The sequence below is a fragment of the Microbispora bryophytorum genome (assembly GCF_006874465.1).
GTDB lineage: Bacteria > Actinomycetota > Actinomycetes > Streptosporangiales > Streptosporangiaceae > Microbispora > Microbispora bryophytorum.
The window spans coordinates 210,851-224,856 of sequence record NZ_VIRL01000010.1; the positions used below are offsets into that span (position 1 = coordinate 210,851).

The 14,006-nt window shown below is 70.8% G+C and carries 13 protein-coding genes; 7 read left to right on the forward strand and 6 right to left on the reverse strand.

Annotated features, from left to right (window positions below; all coding sequences use genetic code 11):
* The first annotated feature begins 44 nt into the window (after nucleotides 1–44).
* Both FLX07_RS19790 and FLX07_RS19795 read left to right on the forward strand, forming a co-directional pair.
* Complete coding sequence (locus tag FLX07_RS19790; RefSeq protein ID WP_142572296.1) at nucleotides 45–473, forward strand: RrF2 family transcriptional regulator; 429 nt, start codon at nucleotides 45–47, stop codon at nucleotides 471–473.
* A gap of 73 nt (nucleotides 474–546) precedes the next feature.
* Complete coding sequence (locus FLX07_RS19795; RefSeq protein WP_142572297.1) at nucleotides 547–1,749, forward strand: globin domain-containing protein; 1,203 nt, start codon at nucleotides 547–549, stop codon at nucleotides 1,747–1,749.
* Between the two features lie 137 nt (nucleotides 1,750–1,886).
* Here FLX07_RS19795 and FLX07_RS19800 read toward each other — a convergent pair whose 3' ends face one another.
* Both FLX07_RS19800 and FLX07_RS19805 read right to left on the reverse strand, forming a co-directional pair.
* Complete coding sequence (locus FLX07_RS19800) at nucleotides 1,887–2,696, reverse strand: SAM-dependent methyltransferase (protein ID WP_308424413.1); 810 nt, start codon at nucleotides 2,694–2,696, stop codon at nucleotides 1,887–1,889.
* Nucleotides 2,697–2,843: 147 nt separating this feature from the next.
* Entirely contained in the window at nucleotides 2,844–4,301 is a 1,458-nt protein-coding gene (locus FLX07_RS19805) for a GH1 family beta-glucosidase (RefSeq protein ID WP_208762290.1), read from the reverse strand.
* A gap of 399 nt (nucleotides 4,302–4,700) precedes the next feature.
* Here FLX07_RS19805 and FLX07_RS19810 point away from each other — a divergent pair, with 399 nt between their 5' ends.
* Nucleotides 4,701–5,726: a LacI family DNA-binding transcriptional regulator gene (locus FLX07_RS19810; protein WP_208762291.1), complete on the forward strand. Its 1,026-nt coding sequence runs from the start codon at nucleotides 4,701–4,703 to the stop codon at nucleotides 5,724–5,726.
* Nucleotides 5,727–5,785: 59 nt separating this feature from the next.
* On the opposite strand, the gene FLX07_RS19815 is transcribed toward FLX07_RS19810, so the two are convergent.
* Nucleotides 5,786–6,799 (reverse strand): aldo/keto reductase, encoded by a 1,014-nt coding sequence (locus FLX07_RS19815; RefSeq protein WP_142572299.1) that lies wholly within the window; start codon nucleotides 6,797–6,799, stop codon nucleotides 5,786–5,788.
* Nucleotides 6,800–6,972: 173 nt separating this feature from the next.
* Between FLX07_RS19815 and FLX07_RS19820 the strand changes: the two genes are divergently transcribed.
* The 3 genes from FLX07_RS19820 (at nucleotide 6,973) to FLX07_RS19830 (ending at nucleotide 9,879) form a co-directional block, all read left to right on the forward strand.
* The gene (locus tag FLX07_RS19820) at nucleotides 6,973–7,908 is read left to right on the forward strand and encodes an AraC family transcriptional regulator (protein WP_142572300.1); all 936 of its coding nucleotides are present in this window, start codon (nucleotides 6,973–6,975) and stop codon (nucleotides 7,906–7,908) included.
* Nucleotides 7,909–8,096: 188 nt separating this feature from the next.
* A complete protein-coding gene (locus tag FLX07_RS19825; protein ID WP_208762292.1) occupies nucleotides 8,097–8,561 on the forward strand; it encodes a MarR family winged helix-turn-helix transcriptional regulator in 465 nt (154 codons plus the stop codon).
* A gap of 40 nt (nucleotides 8,562–8,601) precedes the next feature.
* Nucleotides 8,602–9,879 carry an MFS transporter gene (locus FLX07_RS19830; RefSeq protein ID WP_142572301.1) on the forward strand — a complete coding sequence of 426 codons (1,278 nt, stop codon included), beginning with the start codon at nucleotides 8,602–8,604 and terminating at the stop codon, nucleotides 9,877–9,879.
* A gap of 52 nt (nucleotides 9,880–9,931) precedes the next feature.
* On the opposite strand, the gene FLX07_RS19835 is transcribed toward FLX07_RS19830, so the two are convergent.
* From FLX07_RS19835 to FLX07_RS19845, 3 genes are all read right to left on the reverse strand, one after another.
* Entirely contained in the window at nucleotides 9,932–11,092 is a 1,161-nt protein-coding gene (locus tag FLX07_RS19835) for a lactate 2-monooxygenase (RefSeq protein ID WP_142572302.1), read from the reverse strand.
* An 82-nt stretch (nucleotides 11,093–11,174) separates the two neighbouring features.
* Nucleotides 11,175–11,918: an SDR family NAD(P)-dependent oxidoreductase gene (locus tag FLX07_RS19840; protein ID WP_142572303.1), complete on the reverse strand. Its 744-nt coding sequence runs from the start codon at nucleotides 11,916–11,918 to the stop codon at nucleotides 11,175–11,177.
* Complete coding sequence (locus tag FLX07_RS19845) at nucleotides 11,915–13,153, reverse strand: acyl-CoA dehydrogenase family protein (RefSeq protein ID WP_142572304.1); 1,239 nt, start codon at nucleotides 13,151–13,153, stop codon at nucleotides 11,915–11,917. Before FLX07_RS19845 ends, FLX07_RS19840 begins: the two co-directional genes overlap by 4 nt.
* A gap of 97 nt (nucleotides 13,154–13,250) precedes the next feature.
* On the opposite strand from FLX07_RS19845, the gene FLX07_RS19850 reads away from it, so the two are divergent.
* Complete coding sequence (locus tag FLX07_RS19850; protein WP_142572305.1) at nucleotides 13,251–13,892, forward strand: helix-turn-helix domain-containing protein; 642 nt, start codon at nucleotides 13,251–13,253, stop codon at nucleotides 13,890–13,892.
* Nucleotides 13,893–14,006 lie beyond the last annotated feature (114 nt).

The window sequence follows — 14,006 nt, forward strand, 5'->3', positions numbered from 1 at the left end:
ACCCCAAATTGGAGTGCTACATACCGATTTGCTAGCGTCAGGGCATGCGGTTGACGAAGTTCACGGACCTGGCCCTGCGCGTCACCATGCGCCTGGCGGTCCTGGAACCGGGGGCGTCACTCACCACCCGCCAGGTGGCCGACGCGATGGCGATCCCCTACAACCACACCGCCAAGGCCATCGCCCGCCTGCAGCACCTCGGCGTCGTGGAGGCGCGCCGGGGACGCGGCGGAGGCCTGGAGCTGACCGACTTCGGCCGCACAGCCTCGATCGGCTGGCTGGTCCGCGAGCTGGAAGGAGAGGAGGAGGTCGTGACCTGCGAGGGAGAGATTCCCTGTCCGCTACGGGCCGTCTGCAGCCTGCGCGGCGCGCTGCGCGTGGCACAGCAGGCCTTCTACGCCTCCCTCGACCCGATCACCGTGGATCAGCTCACCTCCTCGTCGTCGAGGCCGGTGCTGCTCAGCCTCTCCTGACCTGCACCACTGGGAGCACCCCGCAGTTTCATGGCGTTAAATTCGCATTTCACATACCAATTTGGAGGATGTCATGCTCTCCCCGGACTCGGCCGCGATCGTCCGCGCCACCCTGCCCGTGATCGCGGGCGCGATCCAGGACATCACCGCCCGCTTCTACGACACGATGTTCGCCGACAACCCGGAGCTGCTGCGCGACCTGTTCAACCGCGGCAACCAGGCCAACGGTGAGCAGCGCGTCGCGCTGGCGGGCTCGATCGCCGCGTTCGCGACCGTGCTTGTGGAGCGCCCGGGGGTGCTTCCCGGCACGATGCTGTCCAGGATCGCCAACAAGCACGCCTCTCTCGGCGTCACCGAGGAGCAGTACGCCGTGGTGCACAAGTACCTGTTCGGCGCGATCGTCGAGGAGCTGGGCGACGCCGTGACGCCCGAGGTCGCCGAGGCGTGGGACGAGGTCTACTGGCTCATGGCCGAGACGCTGATCGGCCTGGAGCGCGGCCTCTACCGCGAGGCGGGCCGGGGCTGGACACGGGCCACCGTGGTCGAGCGTCGCGAGGAGACGGCGGACACGGTCTCCTTCCTCCTGCGCCCGGACCTGCCGATGCCCTTCCTGCCGGGACAGTACGTCAGCGTGCGGGTGCCGCTGCCCGACGGGGCGCGGCAGATCCGGCAGTACAGCCTGTCGAACTCCCCGGAACGCGGGGACTGGCGGATCACGGTCAAGCGGGTGCGCGGCGAAGGCGCCCCCGAGGGCGAGGTCTCCACCTGGCTGTACGAACACGTCCGGGCCGGTGACGTGCTCTCGGTCTCCGCCCCCTTCGGCGACCTGACCCTGCCCGAGGGCGACGGCCCGCTGCTGCTCGCCTCGGCGGGCATCGGGGTCACCCCCATCCTGTCGATGCTCGACCACCTCCTGGCGACCGGGTCGCAGCGGCGGGTGGTGGTCGTGCACGCCGACCGCTCCCCCGGCGCCCACGTCCACCGCGAGGAGCTCGCGGAGCTGGTCGCGGCCCTGCCCGGCGCCACCCTGCACCGGTGGTACGAGGACCTGCCGCCGGCGCAGGCGCGTGACGCGGCGAACGGCGCCGGCCATGCCACCGCCGTGGGCCGGGCCGACATGTCGGCGATCGACCTGCCCGGGGACGTCGTGGCCTGCCTGTGCGGCCCGCTGCCGTTCATGCGGGCCGTGCGCGCACAGCTGGTCGAGCTGGGCGTGCCCGACTCCGGCATCCACTACGAGGTGTTCGGCCCCGACCTGTGGCTCGCGGCCGCCTGATCCGGCGACCGGCCCGCCGCTCGCCCGCGGCGGGCCGGCCCGTCGACGGCCCCGTCAGCGTGCAGAACCCGTCGGCACAAGAACCCGATCGGTACAAGAACCCGTCGGTGTGAAGATCCGGTCGGTGTGAAGAGCCGTCAGCGCAGCAGGCCGACGCCGGCGTAGCCGTCCACGCCGGGAATCCTCGGCAGCTTCGGCTCGTCGGGCTCGGGCCGCCACTCCTCGGTCACGACCAGACCCGGCTCCACCAGGTCGAATCCATCGAAGAACCGCAGCAGTTCGGCGTGGGTGCGCGGGGTGACCGCCCCGGCGGAGGTGTTCTTGTACAGCTCGCGTCCCTCGCGGATCTTGTCCTCGTCGAGGTCGCCGTACGACAGGTGGCTGATCGCCATCGCGCTGCCCGGGGCGAGCCGGTCGCGCAGCGTGGCGACGACGCGCCCGGCGTGCTCGGTGCCGGGGACGAAGTGCAGCACGGCCACCATGAGCAGGCCCACCGGCTTGCCGAAGTCGATGTGCTCGTTGATCCGCGGGTCGCCGAGGATGGCCTCGGGCTCGCGCAGGTCGCCGTCCACGACGATCGTCCGGTCGTTGTCGGCCAGTAGGGCCCGCCCGTGGGCAAGCACGATCGGGTCGTTGTCGACGTAGACCACCCGCGCGTCGGGGGCTTCGCCGAGCGCGACCTGGTGGACGTTCTCCTGGGTCGGAAGTCCGGCGCCGATGTCGAGGAACTGGCGGATGCCCTCCCGTGCCATGAGCGTCACGGCCCGGCGGATGAAGCGCCTGTTGGTCCGCACGCCTTCACGCGCGTTCGGGGTCAGCTCGATCAGCTTCTCGGCCGCCGCCCGGTCGACGGCGAAGTTGTCCTTGCCGCCGAGGAGGTAGTCGTAGATCCGGGCGACGCTGGGGACCGTCACGTCGATTCCCGGCGGCCCCTGCTCCATGTTCATCCGTCCTGCCCCTGATGCGCTCGTACGTTGATCAAAACGTAGCTGATTAATCAGGATTCGGCGCACCAAAAGGGGAATTGACCGGCACGCACCCTCGGTGCGTGCCGGTCAACCCGGAGCCCTGTGGGCTCCTCAGTCCCCCGCCGGTCAGTCCCCCGCCGGGCGCTCACCCCCCGGGGTGCCCGCGACCAGGATGTCGACCGGGCTCGTCGTGGCAGGACCGGCGACGACCGGGTCGGCGATGAAGTCGCGCATCCAGTGGAAGCTGGCCTTCGGCGTGCGCGCCTGGGTCTCGTAGTCCACGTGCACCAGGCCGAATCTGGCGGAGTAGCCCCGCGCCCACTCGAAGTTGTCCATCAGCGACCAGCAGAAGTATCCCCGCACGTCCGCACCCGCCGTCATCGCGTCGCGGGTCGCGGCCAGGTGGTCGCGCAGGTAGTCGATCCGCCCGCTGTCCTCGATCACCCCGTCGTCGCCGTACCCGTTCTCGGTGATGTAGACCGGCGGCAGGTCCGGATAGCGGGAGGTCAGCCCGACGAGCGTCTCGTACAGCCCCTCGGGCTCCACCACCCAGCCGAGCCCGCTGGTGCGCGCCTCCTCCGGCGCGACGGTGCGCACGCCCAGGTCGAAGGCCGAGCGCCGGGCGGGGTCGGCCTCCTCGTACGGCGCGGCCTCCACGTGCAGGCGGTAGTAGTAGTTCACCCCGAGGAAGTCCACCGGCGCGCCGATGACGTCCAGATCGCCGTCCTGCCGGAAGGAGAAGTCGGTGATCCGGCCGAACGTCTCGGCCATGTCGGCGGCGTAGGCCCCGCCGAAGAGGGGTTCGGTGAACTGCCGGTTGACCAGCAGGTCCATCCGCCGTGCGGCCTGGACGTCCTGCGACGAGGAGGTCACCGGCACGGTCGGCGACATGTTGAGCGTCACCCCGATCTGCTGGCCGGGTTTGGCCATCTCCCGCAGGCGCGCGACGGCCAGGCCGTGGCCGAGCAGCAGGTGATGGGCCGCGGCCAGCGCGCCGTGCCCCTCCTTGGCGCCCGGCGCGTGCCGGCCCTCGCCGTAGCCGACGATGGACGAGCAGTAGGGCTCGTTGAGTGTGATCCAGTTCGAGACCGAGTCGCCGAGGGCGTCGTACATCACCTCGGCGTAGTCGGCGAAGCGCTCGGCGGTGTCACGGACCCGCCAGCCCCCGCGATCCTCCAGCGCCTGCGGCAGGTCCCAGTGGTAGAGGGTCACGTACGGCTCGATGCCGCCCTCGCGCAGGGCGTCCACGAGCCGCCGGTAGAAGTCGAGCCCGCGCCGGTTCACCGGTCCGCGGCCGTCGGGCAGCACCCGCGGCCAGGCCACAGAGAATCGGTAGGCCCCCGCCCCCAGATCTTTCATTAGATCGACATCCTCTTGCCAGCGGTGATAGTGGTCGCAGGCGAACTCACCCGACTCGCCCCGTGCCACCGCGCCGGGCACCCGGCAGAAGGTGTCCCATATCGAGGGTCCCCGGCCATCGGTGTCGACGGCCCCCTCGATCTGGTACGCCGCGGTGGCCGTGCCCCACACGAAGCCGGCGGGAAAAGTCCGCAGCATGGCGAGGCGTTCGTCGGTCGCCGTCATTCCCTGTTTGCTCCAGGTTCTGTGCCCGCTCCGGTGAACAGCCCGGACACGGCGAGCAGCCGTGCGGGCGATGGGACCGTTCCCCCGAAGGCCGCGGGACCCGCCGAGCCGTACGGCGGGCACACACGCGGGCAAACGGAGTTCCGCAGCGGACACCTGAACTCCCTAGCAGGAGAAAGGGGAAGCGGCTGCGAGACACGACAGCGGCCGAGCCGTGGCAACGAAAAAGCACCGGCCGATGCCCGCCATCACACATAGGAGGACGGTCGGTTGTCAAGTCACAAAAACATGACGAAGGGAAATTTCGCTTACTGGTTGACGGACTTCCCCACTGTTGCCTATTTTAGGGAAACCGGTTGCATGAAACCGGTTACAGCGAGATGCGATAGCGTTTGGTCCGTGGCAACGATCAGAGAGCTGGCGCGCCTGTGCGGTGTGTCTCCGGCGACCGTCTCCCGCGTTTTCAACAACCCCGAGGTGGTGAACGCGAAGACCAGGGAGCAGGTCCTGCGGACGGCCCGCCAAATCGGCTACCTGCCCAACGAGTCCGCCCGCACCCTGGCCACCAAGAAGTCCTTCATGGTCGGCCTGGTGTGGGACACCGATCACCGCCGTCCCGGCTGGCGGCACCCGTTCTTCCAGGAAATCCTCATCGGCCTGAAGACGGCGCTCAGCGGGCGCGGCTATCACCTCCTCATGCTCGCCACCAGCGGGGACACGAGCGGAGAAAGGACCGAGGACGCCTACGTACGCTCCGTGCGCAGGCACAACCTGGACGGCGTCGTGATGATAGACAGCGGCACGTGGGATCCCTCACTGCGGCGGCTGTCCGAATCAGGCATCCCCTGCGTCAGCCTCGACCGTCCCGTCGAGGGTTCCCGCGCCACGTACGTGACCTCCGACAACGCGGGCGGCGCACGCCTGGCCGTACAGCACCTGCACGAGCGGGGACGGCGAGCCATCGCCACGATCACCGGCCCGGCGCACACGCGCCCGGGCGCCGAGCGCCTGCGGGGCTACCAGGACGAGATGTCGCGGCTGGGGCTGCCGCGCCGGCCCGACTTCGTGGTGGAGGGTGACTTCTACCTGTCGGGGGGCCACGCCGCGATGCGCCGCCTGCTCGATGCGGACGATCGGCCCGACGCCGTGTTCGTCGCGGGCGACGAGATGGCCGTCGGCGCGCTGCGCGCAATCGGCGAGGCCGGTCTGAAGGTGCCCGAGGACATCGCCCTGGTCGGGTTCGACGACATCGAGGTGGCCGCGCTCGTGCCGCCGGGCCTGACGACCGTCGCCCAGGACAAGGCCGGGTTCGGCACCGCCGCCGCCGAGGCGGTGGTCGCCATGATCAACGGCGCGGAGGCCCCGCCGCCCCAGATCCTGCCGACGACACTCGTCGTACGCGGCTCCAGCACGCCCCCGCTCTGACCCACTCCGCCCTCGGCCGGTCCCGCGCGTACGGCGGCCACGAAGGCCCGTGATCAATCTCACCGGCGGCGAAGCCGGGCGTCCTGCAGCGCGGGCGGCGTGGTGGCGTAGTTGTCCTCGGGGTTGAGGTCCGTTCCCGGCGGCACGATGGCGTCGATGCGGTCCAGGATGTCGCCGGTCAGGTCCACGTCGGCGCCGGGCAGGAGCCCGTCGAGCTGGTCGGCGGTGCGCGGCCCGATCAGCACGGATGTGACGGCCGGGTGCGCGCGGGCGAAGGCGATCGCGAGGTGCGGCAGCGTCATCCCGGCCTCGTCGGCGAGGGCGGCGAGTTCGGCGAGCGCGACGGTCTTGCGCCTGCCGGCCGTAGTCGTCGTGTCGTAGTGCGACGGCCGCGACGAGGCCCGGTGGCCGGTCGTGAAGTCGGCCCGGCCGGAGAGCCATCCGCCGTTGAGGGGGCTGAAGGTGAGGACGCCGAGCCCGTGGCGCTGGGCGGTCGGGAACACCGCGCCCTCCGGCCTGCGGGTGAACACGGAGTACATCGACTGCTCGGTCAGAAACCGGTGTGTCCCCGTGCGCTGCGCCGCCCACTGTGCCTCCGTGATCAGCTCCGCGGGGAACATGGAGGACCCGAACGCCCGGATCTTCCCGGCGCGGACGAGGTCGGTCAGGGCCGACAGCGTCTCGCCGACGTCCGTCTCATGGTCGGGGCGGTGCATCTGGTAGAGGTCGATGTGATCGATGTCCAGGCGACGCAGGCTGTCCTCGACGGCGCGGACGATCCACCGCCGGGAACCGCCTCGCCGATTGGGGTCCTCGCCCATCGGCAGCCCGAACTTCGTGGCGATGACGAGGTCGTCGCGGCGGCCCTTGATCGCCTTCCCGACGATCTCCTCACCCTCACCCTGGGAGTAGACGTCGGCGGTGTCGATGACGTTGACGCCGGCGTCGAGTGCGCGATGGATGACGCGGACCGCGTCGTCGTGGTCGCGGTTTCCCATGCTGCCGAACATCATCGCGCCGAGCGAGAGCTCACTGACGGACATCCCGGTGGCGCCGAGAGTTCTGCGTTTCATGTCGTACGTGCCTTCTGGATTCACGGGGCTGCTGACCTGTTCATCTCACCAAGCCGGCCCGCCGTGCCGTGAACCCGATCCTGCCGCCGCCTTGCACGATCCTGTCAATCTCGCACGTCGGGCGCCCTCGGGCGTGGCGCTGTCGCCTGGTCCGGGGTGGTTGACTGGCGCGCATGGACCTCCTTGACGAGATGCGGGGGCTGATCACGCGCCACACCGCCGACGGCCCTCGCCGGAGGATCGCGGACGGAGTGACCATCGCGTCCGCGGACCGGCCCACATCCCCGGTCGGCACGTTTTCCTCGCCGTCGCTCGCGATCGTCGCGCAGGGTGTCAAACGCACGGTGCTCAACGGGGTCCCGTACGACTACCGCGCCGGGCAGTACCTCGTCGTGTCGGTGGACCTCCCGGTGATCGGCCAGGCCCTGGAAGCCTCGCCGGACAAGCCGTTCGTCGTCTTCAGCATGTCTCTGCGCCCGGCGGACATCGCGCCGCTCCTGTTGGAGACGGGCGCGGCCGGCAAGCCCCCGGCGTTCACCGGAATGGCGGTGAGCGACGCCTCGCCGGAGTTGCTGGATCCCGTCGTACGTCTGCTGCGCCTCGCGGACCGGCCGGACGACCTGCGCGTGCTCGCGCCCGGATATCAGCGGGAGATCCTCTGGTGGCTCATCAACGGCGACCAGGGTGCGCTCGTACGGCAGATCGGCCTCGTCGACGGCAATCTCGCGCACATCTCCCGGGGAATCCGCTGGATCCGCGAGCACTACCGGGAGCAGCTCACCGTCACGGATCTGGCGGAGCTCTGCGGTATGAGCGCGTCGTCCTTTCACCGGCACTTCCGCGCGGCGACGTCGATGACGCCGGTCCAGTTCCAGAAACAGATCCGTCTCCAGACGGCCCGCACTCTGCTCATGACCCGGTCGGGGAACGTGGCGGAGATCGGCTATTTCGTCGGTTACGAAAGCCCGTCACAGTTCAGCCGGGAGTACCGCAAGGTGTTCGGGGCCTCTCCCGGCCGGGACGCCGCGCAACTGAGCGCCATGGGACAGGACGGACACGACGGGCAGGACGTCGCGAGGCCGCGGGAATTGGTGGACGAGCCGGCGTGAACGCAGCGAGCGAACGCCGGGCGCGACCAGACGACAGGCGCTCGTGGCAGGGCGACCCGTTCGCCCGCGCGCTCGGCCGGCGCCTCGCCGCTGCTCCTGCTGAAGGCTGGACGAGGGGGCGATGCGGTGCACTCCGGGCAGTTGTATAAGCTTCCTATGTAATTCGGATCCCGTCCGGAGGAACACCTGTGTCCGTCACCCCGAGCGCCGATTCCCCTGATGAGCCCCAGACGGTCGCCGCCGTCCTGGACGAACTCGCGGTGCTCGCCGTGCGGCGGCTGTCCGTGCAGGGTGACCTCAGCCTCACGGCCGCGACGACCCTGTCGTACCTGCACCGCAACGGCCCGCAGCGGCTGAGCGTCCTGGCCGCGCGGCAGGCCGTCACCCAGCCGTCGATGACCCAGCTCGTGCAGCGCCTGGAGCGCGAAGGCCTGGTATGCCGGGCGGTCGACGACCTCGACGGCCGCGCGGTGCGGGTCAGCGTCACCGACGCCGGCCGGGCCCTGCTGGCCGAGCGGCGACGGCGGCGCAGAGAGCGGCTCACCGAGATGCTCGGCACGCTGTCCCCCGGCGAGCTGCGTGAGCTCACGCGGGTCGCCGGCGAGTTCCTCCCCCTGCTCCTGCGCCTGCTCCAGGGCACGGCGGACGAGTAGGGATCAGGGCGCTCCCCCTCGCTGACTCCCAGGAGGTCCGGTGAGCTCTGCTCATGCCCCTGTCTCAAACCCCTTCAAGCAGCCGAAGGCGGTCTGGGCCGTCGCCTTCGCCTGCGTGATCTCTTTCATGGGGATCGGGCTGGTGGACCCGATCCTGCCCGCCCTCAGCACGAAGCTGCACGCCACGCCCAGCCAGGTGTCGCTGCTGTTCACGAGCTACCTGGTCGTCACCGCCGTGGCGATGCTGGTCACCGGGTGGGTCTCCAGCCGGATCGGCGCCAAGCGCACCCTCATCGTGGGCCTCGCCCTGATCGTGGTGTTCGCCGCCCTCGCCGGGACGTCCGGCGGCATCGGCGGCATCGTCGGCTTCCGCGCCGGCTGGGGCCTCGGCAACGCCCTGTTCATTGCCACCTCGCTCGCCGTCATCGTCGCGTCGAGCAGTGGCGGCTTCGCCGGAGCGATCATCCTGTACGAGACCGCGCTCGGCGTCGGCATCGCGGTCGGCCCCCTGCTGGGCGGCGTGCTCGGCGGCATCAGCTGGCGCGGCCCGTTCTACGGCGTCGCGGTCCTGATGGCGATCGCGCTGATCGCCACCATCACCCTGGTGCGGCCCACGCCCACGCCGGCGAGGAAGACCGGCATCGCGGCGCCGATCAAGGCCCTGCGCCACCGCGGCCTGCTCATCCTGGGCCTGACCGCGCTCTGCTACAACTGGGGCTTCTTCACCGTGCTGGGCTACGCGCCCTACCCGATGGAGCTCGACGAGCACCAGCTCGGCCTCGTCTTCACCGGCTGGGGAATCCTCGTCGCGATCTTCTCGGTGTTCGGCGCCCCGCGGCTGCAGGCCCGCTTCGGCATCGCCCGCACGCTGTACGCCAACCTCGTGCTGTTCAGCCTCGACATCCTGGTGATCGCGCTGTTCACCGACAACCGGATCGCCGTGATCTGCGGCGTGATCGTCGCCGGCATCTTCATCGGCGTCAACAACACGGTCACGACCCAGGCGGTCATGACCATCTCGCCGGTGGAGCGGCCCATCGCCTCCGCGTCGTACGGTTTCATCCGCTTCATCGGCGGCGGGCTCGCGCCCTTCGTCGCGGGCGAGCTCGCCGAGCACTTCGACAGTCAGCACGTGCCGTTCTACTTGGGGGCCGCGGCCGTGCTCCTCGGCGCGCTCGTCCTGACCACGGCGCACCGGCAGCTCGGCGAGGCCGAGCGCGCCCAGGCCGCCGAGGCGGCCGCCGCCGGTCCGGCCGCCGCTCGGCGGGAGGAACTGGAGGAGGAGGCCCTGGCCGAGGACCTCGGTTCGGCCACCTGATCCAGGCTGCCGGAGCACCGGACGCGGCGGCCCCCAGCGGCTCAGGGTCGCGTCAGATCCGTGTGAGCAGGTCCGGGGTGAGCGCGGCGACCCCGGCGCAGCCGGAAAGGGCCAGGGTGAGATCGGTCTCCGCCAGCACACAGCGGATCACGTGTTCCACGCCCGCCTGGCCGTCCAGGCCCAGCCCGTACGCGTACGGACGGCCGAGCAGCACGGTCCTGGCACCGAGCGCGAGCGCCTTGACGACGTCGTCCCCGGTGCGGATGCCGCCGTCGAACAGCACGGTGAGCCGGTCGGCCACGGCGTCGGCGACGGCCGGCAGGGCGTCGGCCGCCCCGATCGAGCCGTTGACCTGACGTCCGCCGTGGTTGGAGACGACGACGCCGTCCATCCCGGCGTCGGCGGCCAGCCGGGCGTCGTCGGGGTGCAGGACGCCCTTCAGCACGATCGGGCCGTCCCAGTGCTCGCGGAGCAGGGCGAGGTCCGGCCACGTCTTGCCCGGGTCGCCGAACATGCCCACGAAGTGCAGGACGGCGGCGTTCGGGTCCTCGTGCACGGGCCGGGCGAGCCCGGCCTGGAACGCCGGGTCGGTGAAGTAGTTGGCGGTGCCGACGCCCCGCAGGAACGGCAGGTAGGCCTGGTCGAGGTCGCGGGGCCGCCAGGCCAGCAGCGGCGTGTCGAGGGTGACGACCAGCACGGTGAACCCCGCCGCCCTGGCCCGGGCGAGGAAGCTGAGGGTGACCTCGCGGTCCTTGCCCCAGTAGAGCTGGAACCACCGCTCGCCGTCCCCCATGGCCGCCGCCACGTCCTCCATCGGCGTGCTGGAGGCCGACGACAGGATGAAGGGCACGCCGGTCGCGGCGGCCGCGCGCGCGGCGGCCCGCTCGGCCTCCGGATGCATGATCGACAGCACGCCGATCGGCGCCAGGGCCAGCGGCGCGGGCAGCGCCCTGCCCAGCAGGGTCACCGACAGGTCGCGTTCACGCACGTCGCGCAGCATCCTCGGCACGATCCGCCAGCGGTCGAGCGCCTCGCGGTTGGCGCGCTCGGTGCGCCCGCTGCCCGCGCTGCCGGCGACATAGCCGACCGGACCCGGGCCGAGCCGCCGCTCGGCCATCTCCTCCAGCCGGGTCAGGTCGGTCGGCAGCCGGGGCACGGTCCCGGTCATGCCGTTGAGGTAGATCTCGTACTGGAAGTCCGCCCAGGTGGTCATCGTCGCCCTCGTTCCGCCGCCGAACCGACAGCGGCACGCTACCGAATCACCCCCCAAAAGCTGACAACTTGCTCATACCGGCTCATCGAGGTCCGGGGGCGCGGCGGAAGGCGAAGGGCCCGCTCTCGCGGCCGGGCACCACGAACCAGCACTCGCCGGTGCCCTCGCTCGCCAGCAGCGAGAAGAACGCGTCGACGACCGTCTCGACGTCGAGGATCGGGAACTTCAGCTCGTCCAGCAGCGCCCTGACCTCGGCGTCGAGGATCGGCGTGTCCGCGAACGACGGGCACAGCCCCTGCACCCGGACGCCGAGGGGCTCCAGTTGCGGGCCGAGCGAGCGGACGAGCCCGACGACGGCGTGCTTGTTGGCCGCGTAGACGGGATCGGAGGGGATGCCCACGATTCCCGCCATGCTCGCGGTGGCCACGATCACGCCCCCGGCCCGCATCGCCTGCAGCGCGGCGTGCACGCCGAAGACGACGCCGTCGAGGTTGACCCCCATCGCGCGCCGGTAGCGGTCGAGGTCGAAGTCCCCGCCGAGCCCGAACCCGGAGGCGACACCGGCGTTGAGGAAGGCGAGGTCGAGCCGCCCGTGCCGCTCGAGCGCGAGCGCGACCGCGGCCTGGTTGTCCTCCAGCCGCGACACGTCGGTCCGTACGAACGTGGCGCCGATCTCCTCGGCGGTGCGCACGCCGGCCTCGGCGTCGACGTCGGCCAGCACGACGTGCGCGCCGTACGCGGCCAGGCGACGGGCGACACCCGCGCCGATGCCGCCCGCACCCCCGGTGACGAGCGCGACCTTGCCGGAGATGTCGTCGGTGTTCACAGCGGCAGTCCTCCCGTCGCGGCCCTGGTCGAGCCGGTGGCCCGGTACGCCTCGATGGTGCGTTGCGCGATGCGCATCTGGTGGATCTCGTCGGCGCCGTCGGCGAACCGCGCCCACCGCGCGTGCTGGAACATGTGCGCCAGCGGAGTGTCGGTCGAGTAGCCGAGCGCCCCGTGGACCTGGATGGCGCGGTCGACGATCCGGTTCAGGCTGTTGGCCACGAAGTGCTTGGCCATCGAGACCTCGGTGCGGAAGTCCTCACCCTTGTCGATCTTCGAGGCGGCGTGCAGGACCATGAGCTTGCACTGGTAGAGCTCCATGGCCGAGTCCGCGATCATCCACTGCACGCCCTGCTTGTCGGCGAGCGGCGATCCGTGGCTGACCCTGTCCAGCGCCCTGCCCACCATCATGTCGAGGGCCGTCTCCGCCTGGGAGATCCACCGCATGCAGTGCGCCAGCCGGGCCGGGCCGAGGCGATACTGCCCCAGCCGATGGCCGTTGCCCCGGCCGCCGAGCACGGCGGAGTCCGGCAGGCGCAGGTCGGTGATGACGATCTCGCTGTGGCCGGTCGAGCCGTGCATGGTCTCGATCTCGCGTACGTCGTTCCAGCCGTCGGCGGGCAGGTCCACGAGGAAGGCGGTGTTGGCGCCCCGCGCGCCCTCCGGCAGGTCGAACTCGGTCTTGGCGATCAGGATGGCGAAGCTCGCCCTGCGGGCGTTGGAGATGAACCACTTGTGCCCGTTGATCACCCATTCGTCGCCGTCCTGCACGGCGTTCGTGCGGATGAGCGTCGGGTCGGAGCCGGCCACCTCGGGCTCGGTCATCGCGAAGCACGACATCTTCACGCCGTCGAGAAGCGGCCGCAGGTAGCGCTCCTTCTGCTCGTCGGTGCCCCAGTGCAGCAGCGTGTGCATGTTGCCCTCGTCGGGCGCCGCGCAGTTGAGCACCCACGGGCCGAGCCGGGTCTTGGCCGCCTCGGCCTGCACCATGGCCAGCTCCACGTGGCCGAGGCCCATGCCGCCCCACTCCTGGGGCATGTGCGGCAGCCAGAGCCCCTCCTCCTTCGCCCTGCGGCGCAGGCCGACGATCGTGCGCAGGTATTCGTTCCTTGTGAGCGCCTTGTCCTCGGAGTCCTCGAACGGCTTCACCGCCGGGATCACCGTCTCCTGGACGAACGTCCGCACCCGCCCGCGTATCTCCTCGTGCTCGGGGGCGAGCGTGAAGTCGATGGCCATGGTCCTCCCTCGGCACGCTAATGCGGCTGACACACCGAATAATGCGATCGCCTGAATTACCGTATCCTTCGGGCGTACGGGCGACAAGGGAGGCGTGATGGCGGCGGAGACCACGGTCCGGCGGCTCGTGGACGCCGCGGAGCGCCTGTTCGCCGAGCGCGGCATCGACGCGGTCTCGCTGCGCGAGATCAACGCCGCCGCCGGGCAGCGCAACTCCACCGCGCTGCAGTATCACTTCGGCGACCGCGCCGGTCTGCTGAAGGCGGTGCTCGCCAAGCACCGGCCGGAGATCGAGGCGCGGCGCCACCAGCTTCTGGACGAGTACGAGGCACGCCGCCCGCTGCCGCCGGCCCAGGCGCGCCGCACGCTCGCCGCCGCGCTCGTCCGCCCGGCCGCCGCCAAGCTGGCCGACCCCGACGGCGGCCGGGCCTACCTGCGGGTCATGGAGCAACTGGTCCACCGGATGCCGCCCAGCCTTCCCGAGGACGGAGGCGGCAGCATCGGCCGCTGGCGGGAGCTGGTCGCCCCGCTGCTCCCCGAGGCCGCCGTACGCCTGCACCAGCGCTTCATGGCGATCCGCATGACGTACGTCGAGCTGGCCCGCCGGGCGAGCGGCCCCCCGGCCCGGGACGACCGCCTGTTCACCAGCCATCTGGTCGACGTGGTCTCGGCGGTCCTCGCCAGCGAGGTCTCCGACGAGACCGCCCGCCTCGTCGCCGAGCGCGAGCAGCACTCCTGAGACGGACTTTTGCCCTGTCTGGGGAATTCGCTGCCGGAGCGTGACGGCATCGGGGGCACACATTCCCTAGGACGACCGCCCCACGGCGGTGTCATCGGGATTCAGGAGTTCCGG